This window comes from Shewanella sp. Actino-trap-3, from assembly GCF_002836275.1.
Taxonomy (GTDB): domain Bacteria; phylum Pseudomonadota; class Gammaproteobacteria; order Enterobacterales; family Shewanellaceae; genus Shewanella; species Shewanella psychromarinicola.
Genome location: NZ_PJCE01000001.1, coordinates 3,641,344 through 3,664,814 on the forward strand (window position 1 = coordinate 3,641,344; position 23,471 = coordinate 3,664,814).

The window sequence follows — 23,471 nt, forward strand, 5'->3', positions numbered from 1 at the left end:
TCCATTCTTTATGCCGTTTATTCTTTGTCGAAACTGTCGACAATTATCGCCCCCATGGATGCGGGCATCGCAATCAAAATAATCCGTTTTAATGCTAAAATGGGATCGTCCCATAAGGGCAATTTATTTAATGCCAATAGCACAATACCCACCACCAATAACGTCAATATATACGCCGCTATCACCCGCAAAAAAAAGGCTCCTCTGCGCTTAACAATATTTGCCTGAAATACACTTTGGTAAGCAAACAGAGTAATAAATGCCAGCGATAACACCACCACCAGAACCAAATTTAATGTCGGTAAGCTTGCCGATAAGCGCCATGCTTCTTCAGAAAATGCTATCGGCACCGACAGGGCAAAAGCGCCCACGGCAATTTGGCCAATATCTTCGGCGTTAAATGTCGTCTTTCCCGGCGGATTACTCGGCATCGAACTGGTATCGAGTTATGTGGTGATACACTTGGCCAGGTCTTATCCACACATCGCCAGGTAAGTCGGGTTGATTAGGTGAATCAGGTAGCATTTGCGGTTCAATACACACAGCTTGATGGTCGTTCAATATTCGCTGTTTTTTGCCAATAGTGCCTTGTAAAAAGTTAGCGCCATACACTTGTACCCCAGGTTGATTGGTATAAACCGTCATGCTACGACCGCTATTGGGGCTGGCTAAACAGCCAAAACGTTGCAAGTCTGCCCCAGGGTTATCTAACACATAGCAATGATCAAACCCCTTGGTAGCGGCTAATGCAGCGCGCCCAGTTTGTACCGACATTGGCGTAGGTACAGCCATGTCTAAGTCGCTGCCCGCAGTCGCTTGCATTGACGTTGGTATGCCAACATCGTTCATGGTGAGGTAGGTTTTCGCATCCACTTGCAAGGTATGTTGTTGGTTGGTGTCGCTGCGATTGCCGTCTAAATTAAAGTAGCTGTGTTGGGTTAAACTGATTGGACAGGCTTTATCGGTGCTGGCGAGCATTTCAACGTACAAGTTGTTAGCCACCAAACGGTAATCGATTTGCACAGTACAATTGCCCGGAAATCCCATGTCGCCGTCTGGGCTTTTTAAGGTTAAGCGCATGCCATCACTTAACGCCCCAAGCTGCCACAACTTGCGATTGAAGCCCTCAATGCCGCCATGTAAACAATTGCTCGCTTGGTTAACGCTAAGATGATACTCGTTACCATTATATTGCGTTTTGCCATTGGCAATACGATTGCTATAACGTCCTGCAATGGCGCCTAAATGGACTTGTTGGACTAAATAGTCTTCGACACTGTCGCAACCTAAGACAATATTCTTACGCTCACCACTGCGATCGGGGGTCCATAATGATCGAATAATGCCACCTAAACTTAATACTTCAAGTGCGATGATGCCATTATCAATTATAACTCGTTCAATCTCACCACCACGGGGATCTTGCCAAGGTTCCAGCACACTAAAACGTACCATTTATGCCTCTCTGATCTAGATACATTACCGATTAACCGATGCGTCCTGCACCGCCACTGGCGGAACATAAGTATATAGTTGCTTCGATACCGGTTTGCTTAAGGTATTGGTTTTCAACCACATTAATCACCTTATCGGTGAGGTCGTGATTGACCAACGCTAACACACAACCATCGCTCATACGCACACCGCCTCGCTCACCGATAAGTGTTGCAACCATAGTGACTAAGGTGTCTATCTCGACAGTGATAATATCAAAGTCATCACGCATTGATGCTTGAGACTGAGCCATTAACTGACTAAAACGAGGGATGTTATTCTGTTGCAAGGCTCTGGCGGCATTACTGGTGCGTTGGTTTTCAGTGATGATATGGCGCGCTCGTCGAAATTGCTCATTACTTAGCACATCTTTATTTTGGGTCAGTTGGCTTAGTGATAAATCTCGCAGTGAGTCGAGGCCAAGCAACGCGGTGATCTGGTTGCATTCTTGTTTGCGTTGTTCAAATTGCTGGGTAAACCCATGGCGGTCTTGTTTTAAATCAATCACGATCAAGCTTAACTCTTCTGGCAATAAAACCGTTTCGCTTTCTAATTCTAAACAATCAATCAATAAGGCGTGATCGGGTTGTGCCATCGCGCTGATAATTTGGTCCATCATGCCGCAATTTAACTGCATAAATTGGCTTTGGCCGCGCTGAGCCAATTGGGCAATAGCTAAAGGTGACAAGTGTAATTGGCTGGCATAACTGATGGCCGTACCAAAAGCGATTTCAAGTGCTGCCGACGACGATAAACCTGCTCCGAGTGGCACGTCACCCACTATGGCTAAGTCTAAGCCATTTGCGCGTAAACCCGATTGGTTCATGGCTGCTGTCACGCCTTTGAGGTAATGACACCAATCATCACCTGCCGCAACTGCACCTTCTTCACCAAAGTGCCATTGTTTGATTTGTCCTGGAAAAGCTGTGGTCACGGCGCGAAATAAATTATCATCGCGATGTTTTACTGCAATCACAGTGTGAAAGTTAATTGCTGCAGGTAGTACGAGTCCTTCGTTATAGTCGGTATGCTCGCCCATAATATTCACTCGCCCAGGGGCTTGGTATAAGTCGTCAGGCTTGGTACCAAATGTTTGAACAAATAATTTAGTCGCGCGTTGAGCAGGGTTTGACATACTTCAAAAAATCCAACAAAAGGGTGACAATAAAAGTCTTATTAATGAGTTATAGCATGACTTTACTGTGTATGTAACGGAGATTTTTAATCCGCAGCAATACGCGGCAATAAACAAAAACGCCTAGAAAGTTATCTAGGCGTCGGTAAGTTAACCTCAACTCGGTATAAGAAATGGGATAAATCGATAAAAACCGGTTTATTATCCCGAGCTGAGGCGACTGTTCGTTTTATTATCACGACTCGGAAGAGACTTCATCGGTCACTGCCCGTGTTGGCTGAAGATTATTCTTCGTCAATGAGTCTGGGGTGATTTCTGGCGGAGAGTCGAGTAACTCTTTGATCACATGATCAACAAAACCGGCACCCGCCGCTTCATACAAGTTATATACAGTGTGCACACCTGAATCTTTCAACGATTCAGCATCTTCAGCGTACTGTACAATGGCACTGATTTTTCCTTGGTAGTTTAATTTTTGCAGTTGTTGTACCGCAAATAAATTACCGACGTGATTAGGCATCGCCAACAAGACTAATTCTAAATCTGGCGCCCGCTCAAGCTTCTCCCAAAAATCAGTATCGCCAGCGTCACCTTGGACGACATTACGGTTTTGGCTACGATGAAAATCAACCAATTCTTGTTTATGCTCAATCCCTAAAATTTCGCCGGTAAATTTTGAATGCAGTTCATCATAAGCACCGCAACCAATTCGTCCCATACCTAAGATTAAGAAGCGCGGATTACCAATGCGGATTTGACGATCTTCAGGATGTAATGGGTGACGTTCTAGCTTTATCAGCTTGGCTTGATAGCGCAAGTAAATTTTTGCGACGCTGCTGTTCAGCGGTGCAGCAAATAAGAAACTGATGCTTAACGCGACCGCGATAATGATCAGCCATTCTGGCGGTAACCAGCCTTTATGCGCCGCAACAGCGGCGACAATTAACCCAAATTCACTGTAGTTACCTAAGTTAAATGAGGCTAATAATGAGGTGCGCGAGCGCAGTTTAAAGCGGGTGAGCAAGTAGATAAACATCAAAATCTTAACCGGGATCAACAGCACTAAAATACTGGCTAAGCCGATATCAGCTAATGTTGGTAATCCGTTTAAGCCAATGGTTAAGAAAAAGGCGATTAAAAATATTTCTTTAAAGTAATAAATCGATTTGGCTAATTCCGATGATTTAGCATGCCCTGCTAATAAAATACCCACAATAAGCGCGCCTAAATCAGGTTTTAGCCCCACGGCTTCAAATAACCATGCACCCACCACTAATGCCATCACCAGGCCAAACAATACCAGCATTTCACCGTGGCCGACGCGATCAAACACTTTATAAATAAGCGGCCTTGCTAACGGCAACAAGAGTAAAGCAAAAGCCCAAACAGACGGAATATCACCTTTAGAAATGGTTAAAAATATCACGGCGAAGATGTCTTCCATAATCAAGATACCAATCGCCACGCGGCCATAAAGCGACTGCATATCACCGCTATCTTCAAGCACTTTTACGGCAAACACGGTACTGGAAAAACTTAATGCAAACGAAATCAACATCAGTTGATTAAAGCTAAATCCGTCCAGCTGCTCGATGCCTAAAAAGCCCAATAACTTGAGCATGGGCACAAAAAATAAAAGCGAACCAATTAAATGTAAGCTTGAGCCTGCCCATACTTCGGCTTTAAAAAGGCTCTTAAGATCAAGTTTAAGGCCAATGGAAAATAGCAGTAAGGTGACACCTAAGTCAGCCAATTGCTGCAAAATAGGTAAGCTAGTGTCTTTAATGCCTAAGGTGAACAATACAAAACCAGCAGCAAGATAACCAATGAGTGGTGGTAAACCTACTCGGCTGACAAGCATGCCGCACAATAGGGTTATGATCAGGATTGCGGGTTCCATAAAGCGCCTTAAATAAACAATAAAACCGTATTGTATAAGAAAAAGGTTAACTTTCGATGACTTTCGTTGCTTAAATGCAAAAACAGCATCTTTAGTGACTAAAGATGCTGTTTTACATTGTTTTTTTACATTATTTTTTACGGAATTATTTTACGAACTCGTTTTACGCTATAAGATCACTGATTGAGTGAATTTCATTAACGTACTTAATTTAGCGCATTAACTTATGCGCTAAATGAGTCGGTTAATTTACTTTGCTAACAGTAAATCTAAGTGAGCGGCAAAGTCTTTTGGGCCCATAAAGCCGGTAACGCGTAAGTCTTTACGTTGTTCGCCATCGCTATTAAACATTAACAAGGTGGGTAAACCTAATACGCCATAATGTTCTAAAAGAGTAATATCAATATCATCGCTGGCGGTCACGTCGGCTTGCAATAACACCATTTGACTCATGCGCGCTGCAACCTCGGCATTTTTAAAGGTAATGGCTTCAAATTCTTTACAGGCCACACACCAGTCGGCATATAAATCTAACATCACCGTTTTACCGCTAATACTGGCTTTATCCAATTCAAGTTCTAAGTCTTCCAGCGACTTAATATGGATAAAGTGATTGGCTTCGGTGTTGGCTTTGCCATCTATACCGGTTTGGGTCATATTTGAGGATTGATGACCAAAGCTGGTCATTAATGCTTGGAAGCCATAGGAGAAACTTGCCATCAAAGCCAGCAATAACAACACCCCTCGAGTGCTTTGTTTCCAGTTAAATGCTGACAACCTGTTTTGATGCATTAAGTAAGCGATTAAGCTTATTGCCCATACTGACCAAAGTAAATCGGACACTAAACCAGGCCAAATACGGCCAATCATCACAATCGATACTGAAATCAGTAAGAAGCCAAAGACGGTTTTAATGATGTCCATCCAAGCCCCTGCGCGCGGTAAGATTTTACCACCCGAAGTGCCAATAATTAATAACGGTACGCCCATCCCCATGCTCAATACATACAGGGCTAAAAAGCCTTGCAGTAAGTCGCCAGACTGCGCCACGTAAATGAGCACCCCAGATAATGGCGCTGTGGTACAAGGCGAAGCGACTAAACCAGAAATCACTCCCATCATAAACACACCAATGAGGTTGCCACCTTTTTGGTTGTTCGACATCGAGTTCATTTTTTGTTGCCATTTTGATGGCAGTTTTAAATCGTACATGCCAAACATCGACAAGCTCAGCAATACAAACATCACCGCTAAGAAAATCAAAATGGCCGGGTGTTGTAAGGCCGCTTGAAACTTAAGTCCGGCAGAGGCCACCACTAACCCGAGTAAGGAATAGGTAATCGCCATACCTTGCACATAGGCCATTGATAGGGTGAAGGCTTTGGCTGTAGACAGCTTCTTGCCTTGACCAACAATAATGCCAGACAAAATAGGGTACATTGGGAATACACAAGGCGTTAATGCTAAGCCTATTCCCAAACCAAAGAAAATCACTAAGGTCCATAATAGACTGTCGTTTTGTAGTCTATGGTTTAAGGTGTCTTGTTGGGTAATCGGTGCGGCTGGGGCATCGGTCGCCGTTGATGATTGTGCTTCATCAGGTGCGCCAATCACTTTTTTGCTGGTTAACTTGCCATCATTAGCATCAATAGCGGATAAGGTAACATCGTGTTTGGTGGGTGGATAACACAAGGTCCCTTCAGCACAACCCATAAAGGTGACATGAAATACTGCATCTGCTTGCGCTTCTTTAAAAGCAATCGGGATTTCAACAAACGAGTAAAACACCTCTTGGTCGCCAAAGTATTCGTCATGATGGTTTTTGCCATGGGGTAATGCAATATCACCAATCACCGCACCGTCGACGGAAAACTGTAGCTTGTCGCGGTATAAATAATAGCCTTCGGCGATCACAAAATTGATTTTGAGTTGATTACCTTGTTGTTGGTAATCAAACACAAAAGCATCGTTCACCTTCATTAATTCTGGTTCACTGCTTAAAAAACTGAATTTATTACTCAAGACATCAGCACTGTGTGCTGCTGGCGCGAGTATGATTGACGACATCATTAACAATGATGTGAGGCATATTGCGACGATTTTTTTCATGATGGTGAGTTGTCTTTTATCCATTGTAAATAAGGGCCAAAACCAACGATAATCGGAGTGGCAATGAATTCTGGTACTTCATAAGGATGCATTTGGATCACGAGTTGTTCAATTGCATGATAATCAGTTGCCATGCATTTTATCTGCATCGGCACTTCATTTGACTGACAAATGTTATTGTCCCAGTGATATATTGACTCAACGGCTTGGCCTATTTGTACACAAGCCGCTAATTGGGCCGCTACTAATGCAGTCGCAATACGTGAAGCGATTTCAACATCGGGACAAGTGGTTAAAATAAGTAGCTGTTCGGGTTTATACATAAGTTGTCTTAAAGTTTACTTAAGTTAATGCTGTTATCATGCTAAAAGTCATCACAGTACGCTTTTTTAAACGCATTTTCATTAAACTGAGGTGATATTCGTGACCTGTCTTGAAATCAGACCTGCTCACCCCCATTTAAGTTTCATCGGCAACAGTTATTTTATCGGTCGCCACTCTATCAAAAAGCGATCATTAGAGGCCAATATGTTTTTTATTTTATTGTTAATATTTGTTTTAATACCGGTTATAGAGCTCAATGTGATCATTGAAGTTGCCAGTTCGATTGGCTCGTGGCCCACGGTTGGTTTAGTGCTCTTTACTGCCGTAGTCGGGGTGTCGTTGGTGCGTAGCCAAGGTTTAAGCACCCTAATGTCAGTGCAACAAAAGTTAGCTCGAGGCGAAGCGCCTGGGCAGGAAATTGTCGAAGGCATGATGCTAGCTGCCGCAGGGGTATTATTACTGATCCCCGGTTTTGTGACCGATTTTATCGGTTTAATTTTATTAACACCGTTAACCCGTGCACCCATTGCGGCATTTTTTTACAAGCGCATGCAATTACGCGTAGTGGCTAATGGTGGTTTTAAACCAGGTTTTGGCGGTGGACAAAGTCCTTTTGGGCCATCAGGTCCATTTGCGGGACAAAAACCATCTGATCAACCCGGCAACACCTTCGACGGTGATTTTGAACATAGAAATGAGCAACCTCGTAGCCATCAAATTGAGCATGACGATGTTGATGACAACCTTAATGAAGACAAGCATCAAAACAGTCATAAAGATAACCATGACGACAAGCGTGACGACATTATTGATGTTGAGCCCGTTAACCCTAAAGATGACAACAAACCGACGTAGTGTTACCCAGCGAATTCAATGTCCATTGAGTCTTACGTTGAGGTCATTAGGTTTAGATCATTATTGTTAAAATAGTCGCTTTGGGGTTCAATTTTTAGAGCGTGTTCGATTGGGTGTGGCGTTTAAGCCCTAATGAAAGAAACAGCGAAACAGCCGATAGATCCATTATTCGGCTGTTTTTGTGTCTGTTTGTAGCTGAAGTTGTTTATCCTGCTGAGCGCCAAACCAAAATGCACTAATGATACTCAAGCCCCAATTGGCCAAAAATACCCAGGTTAACGCCGACATGCTTGAGCTGCCTGTGTCGAGTGCGACCTCTGATACAGCAGCATAAATTGAGGCTAAATCGTTGCCGATATTGCCCGCTAAAATTTGCTCTGCAATGACTTGTGCTCGACTGATCATCTGGTCCATAAGCACCATAATGCAGACCACACTGACACTGATAAACCCCCAGCCCTGTAATTTTTTACCTAACCAGAGTTGACCACTGCCAGGGCAAATAATGCCAGAGAGCATGGCGGCATAAATGGATTTTTTCATCATAGCTTAATTGTATTTTCGATTAATATACTGCTATTAATCCTCTGACAGCGATTAAAAAGCAAGTTTGGTCGGCATCATTAACACAGTTTAATATTCGCCAAGGTGAGTTGCTGAGTCTTTTGCATCAACTTGTTTGTCGGCTGCGCCAGTGTCAGTTGGCTCGGATTTGTCGGGACAAGGTACAGCATGCTTAATGTTGTCTGGCTCGCTAATTTTAGTCGCCAAATAATAACAAGCTAAGCCCATAAGCGTATTGGTAATGGGCAGTGCCAGTAAAATACCTTTTACCCCACCAACATAAGATCCTAAAACCGCTAGCGGTAACATCAATAACATTAACCGACACAAGTTAATCACCAGTGAACTCAACGGCCTATGGTAAGCGTTTAAGCTAGTGGCAAAAATAATCACAATACCCAGAGGCCCATAAGCGACAGGTAACACTAGGATATAAAAACTCAGCCACTCGATAACAAGCGGGTCGTGAGTAAACAATCCAGCAATAAAATCAGCATTAAAATACAGTGGAATATACAGCAATGTTTGAAATACAAACACGAATTGCAACGACATCAATAAGGCTTTTTTAGCGCGTTCAGGCTGGCCAGCACCTAAATTTTGCGCAATAAAGGGCATTAAACTCGATGACAGCGCCATCACCACAATTAGCGACACCGACTCAAGGCGAATACCTGCGCCAAACGCTGCAACGCCGGTATTATCAATTCGGGCTAACATCGCCATGATAATGCCGTTAGTAATAGGGTTAATCACATTCATTAATGCCGCTGGGCGGGCAATATGAGCTAATACCTTCCAATGCAAAATTAATCGACCAACATCAAAGCGAGCAAACTTGACCAGTTTACGCTTAACAATAATCAGGTAGCCCGACAACGACATTGCCATCACCCAGGAAAGCGTTGTCGCAATGGCTGCGCCTTGTATTTCTAATCGAGGAAAAGGGCCAATGCCAAAGATAAGTAGCGGGTCGAGTACTAAGTTTACAATGGCGGCGAGCATCATAATTTTAGCCGGTGAGCGGGTATCACCCGTGGCACGTAATCCCTGATTACCCACCATCACTAACACTAATGCAGGGGCACCTAAATACCAGTACCACATGTAGTCATGTATTAATGGCAAACTGGCACTATTGGCACCCAGCAAACTAAAAGTAGGTTCAATCAAGACACAGCCGAGTATCGATAACCCCCAAATAATAACTAAGGTCATGCACAAGGTGTCATATAAAAACACTCTAGACTCGGGCGCATGCCCAGAACCAATCAAGCGCCCCAGATTGGTCGACACGCCAGCACCAATGCCGATACCGATACTCGAAATGACCAAGGTTACCGGGAAGGTAAAACTCACCGCCGCCAGTGCTTCAGTGCCCAACTGACTGATAAAAAAGATGTCTACCAGACTGCCACCGAGAATGGTCATAATGCCAATCAGGTTAGGCAAGGTCATGTTAAGCAGAACACGACCAATTGGGGCTGTGAGCAACCCATGTCTGTCTTTCATCTATTCTCGGTCTTAATATTTCAAAGGAACAGAATTCTATCAGGATTAGTGCAGCATTAATAAATCAGACTTAAAAAAGTAGAGTTTTTTTTTTAAGTCCCCTTGGATCTGTGATCAATCACCCCCATATCACATGCATTAAGGGGGAAACCCTTATTTGTTAGTCAATAGCCTCGTTTTCTGGGCATCACATCATTAGGAGAGTTCATAGATGAATATTCGTCCATTACATGACCGCGTTATCGTTAAACGTTTAGAAGTTGAATCAAAATCAGCCGGCGGTATTGTGCTTACAGGCAGCGCAGCTGAGAAATCAACTCGTGGTGAAATCCTTGCTGTAGGCAACGGTCGCATCTTAGAAAACGGTTCAGTTACTCCGCTTGACGTTAAAGTGGGCGACGTTGTGATCTTCAATGAAGGTTATGGCGTCAAGAAAGAAAAAATTGACGGAGAAGAAGTCTTAATCCTGTCAGAAGCTGACCTGATGGCAGTAGTAGGCTAAGCCTCTTGCATCAACTCGACTTTCCAGTTAATCAACAAATTTAAAGGAACATCAAAAATGGCAGCAAAAGAAGTCTTATTTGGTAACGACGCACGCGTAAAAATGCTTGCGGGCGTTAACATCCTAGCCAACGCAGTTAAAGTGACCTTAGGCCCTAAAGGTCGTAACGTTGTTTTAGATAAAAGCTTTGGTTCGCCAATGATCACCAAAGACGGTGTGTCAGTTGCGAGAGAAATCGAACTGACAGACAAGTTCGAAAACATGGGCGCACAAATGGTTAAAGAAGTTGCTTCTAAATCAAATGATGCAGCCGGTGACGGTACTACTACTGCAACAGTATTAGCTCAAGCTATTGTTGTTGAAGGCTTAAAAGCAGTTGCAGCGGGTATGAACCCAATGGACCTTAAGCGTGGTATCGACAAAGCAGTTATCGCAGCCGTTGCTGAGCTTAAATTACTTTCTCAAGATTGTGCTGACACTAAAGCGATTGCCCAAGTCGGTACTATCTCTGCTAACTCTGATGAGTCAATCGGCGAAATCATTGCAACTGCAATGGAAAAAGTCGGTAAAGAAGGCGTTATCACCGTTGAAGAAGGCCAAGCGCTTGAAAACGAATTAGACGTTGTTGAAGGTATGCAGTTTGATCGTGGTTACCTATCACCGTACTTCATCAACAAGCCAGAAACTGGTAGCATTGAATTAGACAGCCCATTCATTTTATTAGTAGACAAAAAAGTGTCTAATATCCGTGAATTGCTGCCAATCCTTGAAGGTCTAGCTAAAACAGGTAAGCCATTGCTTATCGTTGCAGAAGACGTTGAAGGCGAAGCATTAGCAACATTGGTTGTCAACAACATGCGTGGCATCGTTAAAGTGGCTGCAGTTAAAGCTCCTGGTTTTGGTGACCGTCGTAAAGCCATGCTTCAAGATGTAGCCATCTTAACTGGCGGTACTGTTATCGCTGAAGAAATCGGCCTAGAACTTGAAAAAGCGACACTAGAAGATTTAGGTACTGCCAAGCGCGTTATCATTACTAAAGATAACACCACCATCATCGATGGTAACGGCGACCAAGTGCAGATTTCAGCTCGCGTTTCGCAAATCAAACAACAAGTTGAAGAGTCAACATCAGACTACGACAAAGAAAAGCTACAAGAGCGTATGGCTAAGTTAGCTGGCGGTGTTGCAGTCATTAAAGTTGGCGCAGCAACTGAAGTTGAAATGAAAGAGAAAAAAGCCCGCGTTGAAGATGCATTAAATGCTACTCGCGCAGCGGTTGAAGAAGGTGTTGTAGCCGGTGGTGGTGTAGCCCTTGTTCGCGTTGCAAGCATGATTAAAGATATTGACGTGCTTAACGAAGACCAAAAGCACGGTGTGCTTATTGCGCTACGTGCGATGGAAGCGCCTTTACGTCAAATCGCGACTAACGCAGGTCAAGAAGCATCAGTTGTGGCTAACACTGTTAAAAACGGTGAAGGTAACTTCGGTTACAACGCAGGTAACGACACTTACGGCGACATGTTAGAAATGGGTATCCTTGACCCAACTAAAGTGACCCGTAGTGCATTACAGTTCGCAGCGTCTATCGCGGGCTTAATGATCACGACTGAAGCGATGATCGCTGAAATACCACAAGAGTCTGCGCCAGATATGGGCGGAATGGGCGGTGGTATGGGCGGAATGGGCGGCATGATGTAATCTAGCTTGTCTAAATCGGTGATAACTGCGTTGCTTCACCACTCGTTTATGAAAAACTAAACATCGTGGTAAAGCGCCTTGTTCTAACACGATTTATCCTGCGCTATATTGCTTGTCGTTCTAAAGCCTAAAAGCTTAGAACCAAACTTCTTGTAAAAGAAAAGAGAAAGCCTCGATACTTAACTGTATCGGGGCTTTTTGTTATTGGTTATGAGGCAACGGTTCAAGATCTAAAACAAAGATTTCTACACGCCCTTGTTGAGTTGCTAGGCAATTTCCCTTGAGCATTACTCGTAACTCTTTGGCACATTTAGGCTTAGTTTTACCTTTACCGGGGGTCTTTAATTTTTTATTTGGTGGCTGATTTTGACCAAACCAAAGTACTAAATAAATACCACGATTTTCTGCTCGCCAATCTTGTGTATAAAGTCTATCTAGCTGTGTATCTGCTGCGTGCCATAGATCCTTATGCCATTGCCCCTTTACTTCTATCGGAAGTCTAAGTTGATCTATAGCACAAGTTATATCAACTTCTTTGTCATTTGATACATGTTGCTCCGGAGTATATTCAATACTTCTCATACCTTGGCGAAGTAATCCAATTAATGCGCTACTACAACGTTCTTCTTTGTGAGCAAAATGTTTATCATCATAGAACACACAACGGCTATCTACATCATCACTTTTAATTTTTGCTTGAACGATTTCTAACTCTGCAATGATTAACGCTTGGAGATCAGCTATTGATTTAGGAAGATTATTACAAGTGATAGCCTTGATTGTAGCTAAAGTTGGTGGTGTATAGCTGGCCTCAACAACAAGACGATGCTGCTCGGCAGCTATAACTTTTATCCACGATGTGTAGCTATCTTCTGGTGCTTGTCGTAATCGTCTTATCACTTTAACTGCCTCTATATCTGTAGATTTTCCTATACGTTCAATAAAGGAGTTTATGAATTGACTGGCATCCCAAGCATTATTAGAGCCGTACATTTCTTCATTTTGGAGCTCTGCAGTAGGCCATTGAACTCTAAATGTTTGTACTATCCATTCACATTGGGCAAAACTCAGCTCTAAAGGTGAACCGTGTCTGTAGTGACCTTGTATTAATTCGCGCAACTGCCAAATAAGCCCCGAGTCGATTTGGTCTCCTAATTTTTCAGTGATATTATGAAAATCAGCAATAAAACACACAGCATCCCAGATGGGACGATGAGTTCTATTTTTAAGGTCTAGATATTCATCAAATAAACTTCTTAATTCATCAAAATGATATGAGTAAACAAGCCTCTTAATTAACTCATTTTCTGAATTTTCATGAAGAGTCTTAAAACGTTTTAGCCATTCAAGCGCTAATTGATTACAGGCATTTTTTTTATTGTCATTACGCATAAGCTCATGAAAGCCTAAAATACATTCTTTATTAGCTTCAAGTTGTGGTTCATAAAAACGTCTGGTGGCAGTTTCCCAAAGACCACGAATTTCTATCTCTTGCTCAACGAACTCTGTTACGCCAAGTTCATTGATTCCTGCGTGTTGTTCAATATGAGAATGATGTCGTAATGAAAATAATACTGATAATATTACCTCATCGGGGAGGTCTTTAAGTTCCAGCCGTTTTCTTACGCGTTCTGCGACAGCTACGATAATGATGTACTCAGCATTATAATATGGCCTATCTTCTCTTATTTTCATTATTTCATGGGATGAAGGAAAGAAAGGTTTTTTAGTTAAGTATGCTTCAAAGCCCTCAAAAGCGGCATCACTTAATTCATCACCAAGCCACTCTGCAATACGTTCATGTGCTGGACTTTGTTGTCCCAAATCACTAAATTGCTTTAAATATGCCTGAGCTGGATTGACTATGTCTTTCAAATTTCCTGATCGCATTTTACTAATGTGGGGTAGAAACTGCTGTCGGTGAATTTCATTCCTTGAAGCGACTTTTTCTTGATATTTTCGCTGATTTTCTTCTTGCTCAATTTGCCACAATGAGACTAGTGGAGTAGCTAAGCTCGTTAACCATTCAATATCGACTTGTTTATTCTGAGTAAACTTTTGCGCTGTTTGTCGTAATTGACTTCCCTCTACACCATCATGGTAACAGAGCTGTATCAAATCTCTCCAACGCTGTTCAGTTTCATCATGATGATCCAACGTATTGAGAAGTAAGATTAAATCTTGCTCGTTAGGTGCCAGAACGGGGAAAGAATCTGTGAGTTTATAATTTCTTTCTCTAACAAATTTTGTTGAAGGTGAGTCAAGTAATACCCATTTTTGAATTGCTAGTTTTAGTTCATTATTCTCTGATATAAATATATTGAGTTCTTTTAGGTTATCTCGGTTGTATGCTTGTGAACTATGAAATGGGCTTAACCAAGTCCAAATTCTTTCAACTTTAACTTCTGTATTTTTTAGTTTTCTCAAGACTAGATGATGGGTAAAGTCAGTAAGTTCATGATCTCCTGAACGCTCATGCCACTTACCTTGACCTGTGAGTGTATCAGCAAGTAAATCTAGAATGTTGCCAATACGGTTTTCAGGTAAACTCCGCTGAATTGAATATAGGACTCCAAAAACGTGCTCTTTACTACCAGCATAAGCAATGACAGTATCTACGATAAGTTTGTCTTCAACATAATTGAAGTCAAGATGCTCAATTGCCTCAATTACTATACGTAATGAGTCCGCATCATTATATTTGTATAGTGAATTTAATATAATTGGCATATTAGTTTGGGCTTTGCTATCAATTAAAACTTCTAATGCCGTATTTCTAATAGTAAAACTATCTTTTTTATCTAATGTTATTATTTTTAAATCTTCAGCTAATTGAAAGCTGGCTTCAGTATTCTGGAACGCTTCAAGTAATAGCTTTCGCAACCCTAATGGAGTATTTGTGGAGATGATTAACTGCTTTAATTCATCAAAAAGCTCATCATGGATTAATCCTCGAACAGAATATTTTTTCCAATCTCGAAAATGAGAATTTTCATCCGCTAATTTTTGTAAAGCGGTCAAAAGAATACGTGCTTGATTAACAGTAAGTACGTCAGCATCACCGTATTCAATAAATCCCATTGGGTCATTTTCGATAATGATAGGCTTTAGTGTATGGTCTTGAGCTAACCAAGCATGAATACCTCTCAAACTGGCAGGTACTAAACCATCACAATAAAAAAGCGACAGAAACCGTCTTTTGTTAGTGCCTGAGTTTGAATGTTGAGCTAACCATTTCGCTCCAAGGTATTCACCTATGCTGCGATGTAGATAGCTAAATCTATCCACTCCACAACTTTTAAACAACCGCGTTGCAATAACATCATTGAGAGTTTCTGCATTGGGTAGTGTGCGTATATCTGAAAACGATAATTCGCCTTCTTCAACATTGGCAGCAGCCTTACGAGTTAAAGCCTCGTTACCAGTCAAAATTAAACTAGCAAAGGCCGCTCCTGAAGCGTTTATCGTTGTTTCTTTATCAAGCTGAGTTTGAGCTTTTATGTCATTATGCTCACACCAGAGTACATCAATAGCTCGCTCAAATAGTTCACTTTTACTATTGGGTAAATCACCTTTTTTAGCTACTTTAGAAATTAACTCAAGTGTTTGGGGATTTCCCAGTAATTGACTTAAACCACGAGAATTAAAATGTTGAATGACGGCCTTGGATTGTATATCCCCTAATGATAGAGATAAAAAGTTCTGGATGTCGTTATCACTAAAAGGCATTAAGTGAAGCTCAATTGGCTTCTCTGAGTAATCGTCACTAATTGAATTTACAGCAGTCGCACTTTGCCAATCAGCTACTCGACAGGACAAAATAAAAGGTGGGCAGCCTATTTCTTGGAGTTTTTGGAGTACAGAATCTACTGCTGCACCATCTTTTTGAGAACTAATTTCGTCTAAAGCATCTATGACAAGAACGCGAGCATTGCCAAGAATCATTGATGGTTTAAAGCTGCGAATAAGCTTCCTTGCTGTACAAAATTGGTAGCCAGAACGCTCACTGAGTCGAGTAAGTAAGAATGACTTTCCCATTCCAGCCTCACCTAAAATAATCAAGGGTTCGATTAAATCGCCTAGCTCAGATTCTGTGATTTCTGTACGGCCATCTTTATGATTAAACCAAAGAGATCTTTCTACACTATTTTCGATCATATTTGTGCCAGTTCCTATGGTAAATGGGATCTCTAAGGCTCTGAGTTAACTTTTTTACCATCTAAATAATCTGCTTTTCAAACCCACAATCCACACAATTCAATGTGTAGGTTTCTTTGCGCTTAGTGACTTTGGTATTTTTACTCATGCATTGTGGGCATGGTTGTTTCATCGATGTATTTTTGCTGCATTGGTTGCAGTTGATGTAGTAACCGAACTTGCCATACATGGGTGTATATTGTGTTGATCCACCGCAATATTTACAGCTTAGTATTGGTAGTTGGTTTGGCGCTAATGTGTTTACTGGTACAAGCGGTACAAGCGGTACAAGCGGTGCAAGTGTTGCCACACTTGCACCATTAGATTGAACTAGATGATTAGTGGGCGCTAACGCTGGCTGAAGCTCTGGTTTAAATTCTGGTCTTTTTGGTATCGGTTGGATTTGCTTTAGTTGTGCCGGAGCAGCGTCAGCTTGTTGAATATTTGAATCGATATGTTGGCTAATAAGAAATTGGCCGATTGAATTGAGTTCTCGTTGGCTAAAGTCTGGTCGGGTATCTGCGACGTTCATTAAGCGGATTATTTTGTGTTTAAGGTTCATGATATTTTTGAGTTCATCGACCAAAAACTCAGTTTTATACAGTTTGTCCGAAATCACTTTGGGCATGGTTTTTCTGTCGATCACAGCATTACTGGATACCGCACATAAATAGTGCCAACAGCGTCCATTGAAGCCTTGCTGCTTTATACCCAGTAACTTACTTAATATGTTATTTCTATGATGCATGAACATTTCTTTCAACAAGGCTTGTTGCAGCTCAACTTGCTTGATGGGCGAAGACATACCTGACCATTGGCTGTTATAGCTGCGTGTCCATTCGCCCTGGTTGTTCACTTTAACGTGACCTTTTATGCTTTTTGATTCAATTAGCACAAAACCATAGGTATACACGATCAAGTGATCGATTTGAGCCGTTTCATCATTAAAGCTGAATTTGAAGTCGTTGATAACCAGTACTTCGGGGTTGTCTTTAAACGCACGGCGTAAGAAGAAGGCCACATCCTGTTCTTGTTTTTGACCTGCAATCGTTTGTGGCGTTTTGGTCATTTGTAGTGTTTTAGTTTTAAGAATCATTTACCAACAGCATCCATTCATAACTTGATAATAATCATACTCATAATACCTATGATGCCGATAAGAAAGCCAGTGTTTAATTTTAAAAGCCGCAATAGGAATAAGTAGGGATCCCTCTGGGGCAGAGTAAGCTTTCTTGCTGGTCTAAATCGGTAATAACTGCGTTGCTTCACCACTCACTTAGTTGATTGATCAAAGCCGAACGTCTTGGTGAAGCGACATGTTATAACCTGATTCATCCTTCGAAAAATATTGCTGTGCTAAAGTCTAAAAGCTTAAAAATGGATAAATAGCGTTGATACTTGATGTGTTGGTTTTTTTTGTTTTACACAGGAGTAAATGTGTTTATTGTCTTGCTTAAGACTAGGCTATATAGAACAGCAGACTAAATTAGGCTATAATATAGCCATTATCGAGGAGGGTATAATGGCAAATTCAACAACAAATAAAACACCGAAGAATACACGCATTTTCACCCCGAAAATGAGTAATTTTGAAATGAGCTCTCGTTATGAAGGTTTGTCTACAAAAAAAGAAAATGTTGGAAAATCGATTAATGATTTGAAACTGAAATATGCGCGATAAGTATGGGGTAAGCCACGACAGTTACTGTTACCCAGATTCTGAAGTACTTCAAAATAAACTTAACATTCAAGATTATGATAACCTCGTGGAAGCAGAATTAGCATTTACTGCTATTCGATATAGTGAATACTCATCAACAATTACCTCGATACAAGACTTTAATTTAAAGCATCTCATGCGCCTGCACAGGCAATTATTTCAAGACATCTTCCATTGGGCTGGCGAAGTTAGAACCGTTGATATTGCTAAGGGTGAGACACGTTTTTGTACTTGTTCAAGAATTGAGGCAGAAGCAAACAAGCAATTCTCTCGAATTGTATTACTGGAACGATTCGATTCAAAAGATCAATTAATCACTAAAATTGCGGATATTTTCTGTGAGTTGAACATTATCCACCCATTTAGAGAGGGTAATGGAAGAACACAACGGTTTTTCTTTGAGGAGCTATTTTTCTATTTTGGTCTGAGTGTTAATTGGCCTGATATTTCGAAAGATGAATGGGTAAATGCAAACATTCAAGGGTATTTAGGCGACCTAAGATCGTTAAATCAAATATTGAGTGATGCCACTTCATCAATGTAATTATTATCGAATATCTCGGTACTTAAATCGGGTGATAGCTATCTTGAAAACACAGGTTGCATTGCTTCACCACTCTCTTAGGTGATTGATAAAAGCTGAAAGCTAAACGTCGTGGTAAAGCACCTTGTTCTAACACGATTTATTCTGCTTAAGAAATATATGCTGGTCTAGAGCCTAGAAGCTTAAAACCGAGTTAAAGAAAATCCTAGGTACTTAAAAGTGTCAGGGATTTTTTTATTTGGGGATCCCTCAGACTCTGGACTCATTTTTTGTGTGTTGTATTTAATATTTTGATTTTAATCCATGTATATAGTGAGTAGCTAGCGAATATTTTTTATATTATCACCGTAAAGTTATCAATATTAACGACTTTAATAGATATGCTGATATTTAATTGTTAGTGTGAAACCCCTTGTAACCTAAAGAGAAAATGACATGAAAAAAATAATACTCGGTTTGGTTTTAATCGCTGTTACGGGTTGTTCAAGTAATGGTCTAACAACGCTGAAGCAAATGGATCCAAACTTTGAAAAAGAAATCGTGATGACAAACGATCCAGATCAAACCGCAAAAGTTAGGGGTATTGTGACTAACTGGATGGTTGATAATGGTTACAATGTGTCTAAGGAAACTGCAAGTCCAAATGCTGAGTTAGGCGATGATCAAGTCATGTTTGAATTCAATGCTAACTGGTGGTGGGACATGGCAACTTATATGCGTTACGTAAACTTAGATGTTACTGATAGTAAAGGAAGCAAGGTGGCTGAACTTGATTTCGATTCAGTAAGGTATGGTGGTATGGATAAGTTTGGAAACGCAGAAGAAAGATTAAATCTAATTATGGAAGTGTTTTTCCAAAAGATTTCAGTACAAGATGCTGAACGTCAATTAGAGCATGGTAAAGAGAGAAGTACTAAATCAGCACCTACCTGTGCTTACGACTGCTAGCAAATGATGGTTAGGCAGATTACTTTTTACTCCTTAGAGGCTGGATTAAAAGGGGGGGGTAGATTAAACTTTTATCTGACCTACATCGTTGATAACTGAGTTGCTTCACCACTCACTTAGTTGATTGATAAAAGCTGAAAAGCTAAACGTCGTGGTAAAGCGGCTTGTTGTAACCTGATTTATCCTGCGCCAAAATTGCAAAAATCATTGCTGGTCTAAAGTCTAGAAGCTAAAACAAAATTTCTTGTAAAAGAAAAGAAAAAGCCTCGATACCTAACAGTATTGGGGCTTGTTGTTATTGATTATCGGGGGGGAGGACTTCAGAATAAGTTTACTCTGATCCCTGAGGGATCCTTATCAATAGAGACAGATCGAACCAACAAGTTACGATTTTTCAGCTTGCCATTCACTTATGGCTCAGAGTTATGGCGTCAAGTATCACTGACTTTCTTGAAAAGAGCTGAAAGAGTAGCACCACCGGATGAACCTGATTTTGGAGAAGATTCCTTATGGGTAGCTGACAACGTAGATAAGAGTATCAGCATTTGTATTAGAGCAACCGTAAATTGATCTATATTAAGACCTCATTTGTCATTACAGATCTTGTAAAGAGGCAGAGCCTTTAACTAATAACCCTGCTTCGATATAAAGAGTCAATGAGCTGGCTTCCGATAGCCTTGGGTTTTATCCTGTATAGAATATCCGAATAAAGCGCAGAACTCCGGAGCTCGGCCTGTTGCAGGTAGGCTTCTTTCACTGCTTGGGCCAATGCCTCTTCATCTTCCGGCGGCACCAACCAGACACCTTTATCTGTATTATTTAATAACTCTGCAATTGCGGGGGAGTCACGAGTGATTATCGGTTTGCCAGCTGCAATGATCTGAAACGCCTTATTTGGGATAACCATTGCACTTTTTTCAGTGTTTCCAAAGATACCCAGGCAAACATCTGCTTCCTGAATCTTTCGGCCAAGTTGTTCATAGGGTACCCATTTGATCCACTCTAGATTGGAAATATGGCCGGAATCTAACTCCGCCTGGATTTTGGATTCCTCTTGCCCCTTACCGATAATAGTCCAGTTAGCCATTTCACTCGGGACCAAGCGGCAAGCTCTAATAATAGTGCTGATGCCGTGCAGTGGTATGAAGGTGCCGTAAAAAAGCACCTCAATCGGGCCATCAACTTTAGCATTGTCCTTGATATTGGGCGAACTTAGAAAAAAATGAGCCTCTGCACCGACAAAAGTATAATGAACTTTGTTGTGTTCAAGATGATAACTTCTGCGAAAATAATCAGCATGTTCATTAGTATCGAGCAAAACCGCATCAGCCATTCGGCAAGCGAGCCACTCCCAAGCATAGAGTACCAGACTAACAGGATGGCGCTTGCCAAACATCTTACGATCTTCAACAACCGTATTATAAAGAGAAATAAAAGCATCCCAAACAATAGGAATGCCTCTGATCCGTGCAAAAGGCCAGAGAACAAATATATCTAGGTGACCCAAGTAACCTATTATAATAAAATCACTTTTCTTGAGTTTAAATAATCTCATCACCAGTCTTGGATAGGCCACTAGATAACTACATGCAATTGAAAGCCAGCGACTTAATTCCTTAATCTGGCTCTTATCATTATTAACGGTCCAAATATTCTCATGGCACGTTATAACATTGCACCCCGCTTGTTCCAGACTGTCATGCAAGATAGGATTACGAGGCTTGCTGAGATCGTAGGTTCCCCAATAAATAATGCTAAGCTGATCATTACTCTGTGGTGAATCAGACCATATATTTGTGACCTTTCTATGCTTCAAAATCAGCCTGCCGATAAGGAATGTTAATAGATCGCCAGACATTTGGGCGATTCGGGAAAAGCTGGCTACACCGACAGCACATAATTCGCCATAGATCGGCGTTAATAATAAAATCAGCATAAACTCTCTCACACCAATACCCGCAGGTGCTCCTGGTGTAAGGAATCCGGCTACAAACGAAATCGTGAAAATACCACTAACGATCAAGATATTATTAAATTTCACATTGAAAATGCTCTCCGCCAAATAGTTAGTCGAAAGACCTAAAAGCATATAGCACACCCAAAACAAGGCTAGGCAAAGGGCAAAAATCCTTATTGGTGGCATTTTCGGAATGTTCAGGATATCCGGCTGTCCCAAACGCGCTGATAATTTAGGAGAGAAGAAAATGATTAAGGTAGCAATGGCAATACAAAACAGACCAATTGTCAGAAGTTGAATCAGGCTAGGGATATGTCCAGAAAACTGGCTGAGATCCGAATAGTAAATAGTAATTGCAGCGAAAATTGTTGCTGACAAGACTAGTAGAATGAGTTCGAAGGCTAGTGTATATAAAACACTGGTCGGCCTGATACCGATGGATTTAGCGTTCACTACGCGACCAATTAAATGGACGATATTGCCAGGGATATATTTACCAATCTGGGACACAAAAAATATCTGCGTAGTGGTCGAAAAATGATGCGGCTCATCGACGCCCGTTAGTAACAGAGACCAGATACAAGCGCCTATAAAATTAATCGCCAAATAGACAAGCGCAACAACAAACAAAGGAGCAAAGTAGGAGGCCTCCCATCGGAAGTGTTCGAGTTGTTGTTGTGCGAAGTAGCAGAAAAATAAAATTGTAAATACAACAAAAATTTTTGCAACCAATCCGGACAACGACTTTAAATTTTGCTCTTTAATCTAGAAGTCTCCTAATGCTATCAGCTTGATTTTTGAACCAAGACTATAAATCCATCACCGTAACCAAATTTGGCAAAAACGGTTTGTATTTTACAGAATAAAAACATTAAGGCACGTCCAAAAATACTGGCCTGAATACGGAAAAAAACAGCTTCCTTAGAACGTTCAACACCACTGCGATCTGTTCCTTGTTGACTTCCACGAGGGAGTTTTTGGACTTCCCTCGCATATAAAATATTTCTTACATAGTTGGTGATATATGAGAGAGGATATCCGTAGGCTTCAAAGTGTAAACATTCAAGACCATTATTATTGAGTAATGCCATAAATTCATCTTTCTCGTAGCGTCGATAATGCCCCGCCCATACATCTGAAGGCCCCCACATAGATTTTAACGCCGGAACCGACAACAAAAGGTAGCCTCCCGGCTTTACCCAACCTGTCCACTCCTTTAAGGCCGCATCGTCAAACTCGATATGCTCTAACACTTCAAATGACATAAGCACATCGAATTCATCCTTCCATAAGGCCGCACTAGCATGAATTTTTACTGGAGAACTTGCCCTTGCGAGAATTTTACCTGCAATGCCTCTAGCTTGAAGAGATGTTTCAAGTGCTTCACAGTTAAACCCCATTTGTGTTGCATCGAAGGTGATACCGCCAGCACCACAACCTACTTCTAGCACTCGACCAGGCTTTAATTTTCTGAGTATCTTGAGCACCCTCGAACGGCGTAGAAGATATTTTGGGGCGGGCACCCAAGTTTTGTCTCTGAGAAAGACACCATAGTCTGGGTGAACATCTACTTTATTGGTATCGGTCATTGTCTTCATGTTTAACTCGTTGTCATTAGATTGAAATTCCTACCCTGGGCAATAATGATGCTCCTACATTAATCACTGGGATTGACCAAGTTATCCGCGAGTATTAAATATTTCGAGTTAGGCCCTTAGTCGATGTCGACCGAAAACCGGTGGGTATTATATTGGCATTGAATCGATTGCAATAGCTTATAAAACAATCAACTTTATAATAGCAGACGGGGAGACTGTTGAGGTCAAGTAATGTTGACCACAGTCAATTACCATAACCCGCTGGATCCATCCGCGATACGCCCGTAAATAAACATCTTGCCGTCTGAATCGATTAAGTTTTTGTTCGGGTAAAATTTAGTTGACATAGCTAGCTGAACAAAAACGCACCACTACGGGCGTGCAGAACATGACCAGGCTTGTTTGTGGGAATCG

At 41.4% G+C, this 23,471-nt stretch carries 18 protein-coding genes; 6 read left to right on the plus strand and 12 right to left on the minus strand.

What is annotated here, in order from left to right; all coding sequences use genetic code 11:
* Positions 1-17: 17 nt before the first annotated feature.
* The 6 genes from CXF80_RS15690 to cutA all read right to left on the minus strand — a co-directional run bounded on the left by CXF80_RS15690 (position 18) and on the right by cutA (position 6,961).
* The gene (locus CXF80_RS15690) at positions 18-431 is read right to left on the minus strand and encodes a DUF2391 family protein (protein WP_101033880.1); all 414 of its coding nucleotides are present in this window, start codon (positions 429-431) and stop codon (positions 18-20) included.
* A complete protein-coding gene (locus CXF80_RS15695; protein WP_101033881.1) occupies positions 421-1,455 on the minus strand; it encodes an aldose epimerase family protein in 1,035 nt (344 codons plus the stop codon). Before CXF80_RS15695 ends, CXF80_RS15690 begins: the two co-directional genes overlap by 11 nt.
* A 31-nt stretch (positions 1,456-1,486) precedes the next feature.
* Positions 1,487-2,629, minus strand: coding sequence for a galactokinase (gene galK / locus CXF80_RS15700; protein ID WP_101033882.1), 1,143 nt, complete (start codon positions 2,627-2,629; stop codon positions 1,487-1,489).
* Between the two features lie 235 nt (positions 2,630-2,864).
* A complete protein-coding gene (locus CXF80_RS15705) occupies positions 2,865-4,529 on the minus strand; it encodes a cation:proton antiporter family protein (RefSeq protein ID WP_101033883.1) in 1,665 nt (554 codons plus the stop codon).
* A gap of 249 nt (positions 4,530-4,778) precedes the next feature.
* Positions 4,779-6,638, minus strand: a complete 1,860-nt coding sequence (locus tag CXF80_RS15710) for a protein-disulfide reductase DsbD (protein WP_101033884.1) — start codon at positions 6,636-6,638, stop codon at positions 4,779-4,781.
* Positions 6,635-6,961, minus strand: coding sequence for a divalent-cation tolerance protein CutA (gene cutA, locus CXF80_RS15715; RefSeq protein WP_101033885.1), 327 nt, complete (start codon positions 6,959-6,961; stop codon positions 6,635-6,637). Before cutA ends, CXF80_RS15710 begins: the two co-directional genes overlap by 4 nt.
* Before the next feature lie 205 nt (positions 6,962-7,166).
* On the opposite strand from cutA, the gene CXF80_RS15720 reads away from it, so the two are divergent.
* Positions 7,167-7,817: an FxsA family protein gene (locus CXF80_RS15720; RefSeq protein ID WP_101034793.1), complete on the plus strand. Its 651-nt coding sequence runs from the start codon at positions 7,167-7,169 to the stop codon at positions 7,815-7,817.
* A gap of 165 nt (positions 7,818-7,982) precedes the next feature.
* Here CXF80_RS15720 and CXF80_RS15725 read toward each other — a convergent pair whose 3' ends face one another.
* Both CXF80_RS15725 and CXF80_RS15730 read right to left on the minus strand, forming a co-directional pair.
* Positions 7,983-8,363, minus strand: a complete 381-nt coding sequence (locus tag CXF80_RS15725; RefSeq protein WP_232772118.1) for a hypothetical protein — start codon at positions 8,361-8,363, stop codon at positions 7,983-7,985.
* 87 nt (positions 8,364-8,450) lie between these two features.
* Positions 8,451-9,893 carry an MATE family efflux transporter gene (locus CXF80_RS15730; RefSeq protein WP_101033887.1) on the minus strand — a complete coding sequence of 481 codons (1,443 nt, stop codon included), beginning with the start codon at positions 9,891-9,893 and terminating at the stop codon, positions 8,451-8,453.
* A 211-nt stretch (positions 9,894-10,104) separates the two neighbouring features.
* Here CXF80_RS15730 and CXF80_RS15735 point away from each other — a divergent pair, with 211 nt between their 5' ends.
* Together CXF80_RS15735 and groL are read left to right on the plus strand one after the other, a co-directional pair.
* Entirely contained in the window at positions 10,105-10,395 is a 291-nt protein-coding gene (locus CXF80_RS15735) for a co-chaperone GroES (RefSeq protein ID WP_101033888.1), read from the plus strand.
* A gap of 57 nt (positions 10,396-10,452) precedes the next feature.
* The gene (gene groL / locus CXF80_RS15740; protein WP_101033889.1) at positions 10,453-12,093 is read left to right on the plus strand and encodes a chaperonin GroEL; all 1,641 of its coding nucleotides are present in this window, start codon (positions 10,453-10,455) and stop codon (positions 12,091-12,093) included.
* 201 nt (positions 12,094-12,294) lie between these two features.
* Here groL and CXF80_RS15745 read toward each other — a convergent pair whose 3' ends face one another.
* Complete coding sequence (locus tag CXF80_RS15745; protein WP_101033890.1) at positions 12,295-16,251, minus strand: NACHT domain-containing protein; 3,957 nt, start codon at positions 16,249-16,251, stop codon at positions 12,295-12,297.
* Positions 16,252-16,312: 61 nt separating this feature from the next.
* The gene (locus tag CXF80_RS15750) at positions 16,313-17,386 is read right to left on the minus strand and encodes a nuclease-related domain-containing protein (RefSeq protein ID WP_101033891.1); all 1,074 of its coding nucleotides are present in this window, start codon (positions 17,384-17,386) and stop codon (positions 16,313-16,315) included.
* Positions 17,387-17,812: 426 nt separating this feature from the next.
* Here CXF80_RS15750 and CXF80_RS20290 point away from each other — a divergent pair, with 426 nt between their 5' ends.
* The 3 genes from CXF80_RS20290 to CXF80_RS15765 all read left to right on the plus strand — a co-directional run bounded on the left by CXF80_RS20290 (position 17,813) and on the right by CXF80_RS15765 (position 19,502).
* Positions 17,813-17,971, plus strand: coding sequence for a hypothetical protein (locus CXF80_RS20290; protein WP_198554773.1), 159 nt, complete (start codon positions 17,813-17,815; stop codon positions 17,969-17,971).
* A gap of 85 nt (positions 17,972-18,056) precedes the next feature.
* Complete coding sequence (locus CXF80_RS15760; RefSeq protein ID WP_232772120.1) at positions 18,057-18,554, plus strand: Fic/DOC family protein; 498 nt, start codon at positions 18,057-18,059, stop codon at positions 18,552-18,554.
* Positions 18,555-18,989: 435 nt separating this feature from the next.
* The gene (locus CXF80_RS15765) at positions 18,990-19,502 is read left to right on the plus strand and encodes an Sbal_3080 family lipoprotein (protein WP_101033894.1); all 513 of its coding nucleotides are present in this window, start codon (positions 18,990-18,992) and stop codon (positions 19,500-19,502) included.
* Positions 19,503-20,124: 622 nt separating this feature from the next.
* Here the strand turns inward: CXF80_RS15765 and CXF80_RS15770 are convergent.
* Both CXF80_RS15770 and CXF80_RS15775 read right to left on the minus strand, forming a co-directional pair.
* Positions 20,125-22,191, minus strand: coding sequence for a glycosyltransferase (locus tag CXF80_RS15770; protein ID WP_157822241.1), 2,067 nt, complete (start codon positions 22,189-22,191; stop codon positions 20,125-20,127).
* Positions 22,192-22,244: 53 nt separating this feature from the next.
* On the minus strand, positions 22,245-23,057 hold the full coding sequence (locus tag CXF80_RS15775; protein WP_101033896.1) for a class I SAM-dependent methyltransferase: 813 nt from the start codon (positions 23,055-23,057) through the stop codon (positions 22,245-22,247).
* Positions 23,058-23,471: the final 414 nt, after the last annotated feature.

What these genes read in the sequence shown, in the direction of transcription:
- CXF80_RS15690 (WP_101033880.1), bottom strand. Translation starts at nt 431, where the DNA reads ATGCCGAGTAATCCGCCGGGAAAGACGACATTTAACGCCGAAGATATT.
- CXF80_RS15695 (WP_101033881.1), bottom strand. Translation starts at nt 1,455, where the DNA reads ATGGTACGTTTTAGTGTGCTGGAACCTTGGCAAGATCCCCGTGGTGGT.
- galK (WP_101033882.1), bottom strand. Translation starts at nt 2,629, where the DNA reads ATGTCAAACCCTGCTCAACGCGCGACTAAATTATTTGTTCAAACATTT.
- CXF80_RS15705 (WP_101033883.1), bottom strand. Translation starts at nt 4,529, where the DNA reads ATGGAACCCGCAATCCTGATCATAACCCTATTGTGCGGCATGCTTGTC.
- CXF80_RS15710 (WP_101033884.1), bottom strand. Translation starts at nt 6,638, where the DNA reads ATGAAAAAAATCGTCGCAATATGCCTCACATCATTGTTAATGATGTCG.
- cutA (WP_101033885.1), bottom strand. Translation starts at nt 6,961, where the DNA reads ATGTATAAACCCGAACAGCTACTTATTTTAACCACTTGTCCCGATGTT.
- CXF80_RS15720 (WP_101034793.1), top strand. Translation starts at nt 7,167, where the DNA reads ATGTTTTTTATTTTATTGTTAATATTTGTTTTAATACCGGTTATAGAG.
- CXF80_RS15725 (WP_232772118.1), bottom strand. Translation starts at nt 8,363, where the DNA reads ATGATGAAAAAATCCATTTATGCCGCCATGCTCTCTGGCATTATTTGC.
- CXF80_RS15730 (WP_101033887.1), bottom strand. Translation starts at nt 9,893, where the DNA reads ATGAAAGACAGACATGGGTTGCTCACAGCCCCAATTGGTCGTGTTCTG.
- CXF80_RS15735 (WP_101033888.1), top strand. Translation starts at nt 10,105, where the DNA reads ATGAATATTCGTCCATTACATGACCGCGTTATCGTTAAACGTTTAGAA.
- groL (WP_101033889.1), top strand. Translation starts at nt 10,453, where the DNA reads ATGGCAGCAAAAGAAGTCTTATTTGGTAACGACGCACGCGTAAAAATG.
- CXF80_RS15745 (WP_101033890.1), bottom strand. Translation starts at nt 16,251, where the DNA reads ATGATCGAAAATAGTGTAGAAAGATCTCTTTGGTTTAATCATAAAGAT.
- CXF80_RS15750 (WP_101033891.1), bottom strand. Translation starts at nt 17,386, where the DNA reads ATGATTCTTAAAACTAAAACACTACAAATGACCAAAACGCCACAAACG.
- CXF80_RS20290 (WP_198554773.1), top strand. Translation starts at nt 17,813, where the DNA reads ATGGCAAATTCAACAACAAATAAAACACCGAAGAATACACGCATTTTC.
- CXF80_RS15765 (WP_101033894.1), top strand. Translation starts at nt 18,990, where the DNA reads ATGAAAAAAATAATACTCGGTTTGGTTTTAATCGCTGTTACGGGTTGT.
- CXF80_RS15775 (WP_101033896.1), bottom strand. Translation starts at nt 23,057, where the DNA reads ATGAAGACAATGACCGATACCAATAAAGTAGATGTTCACCCAGACTAT.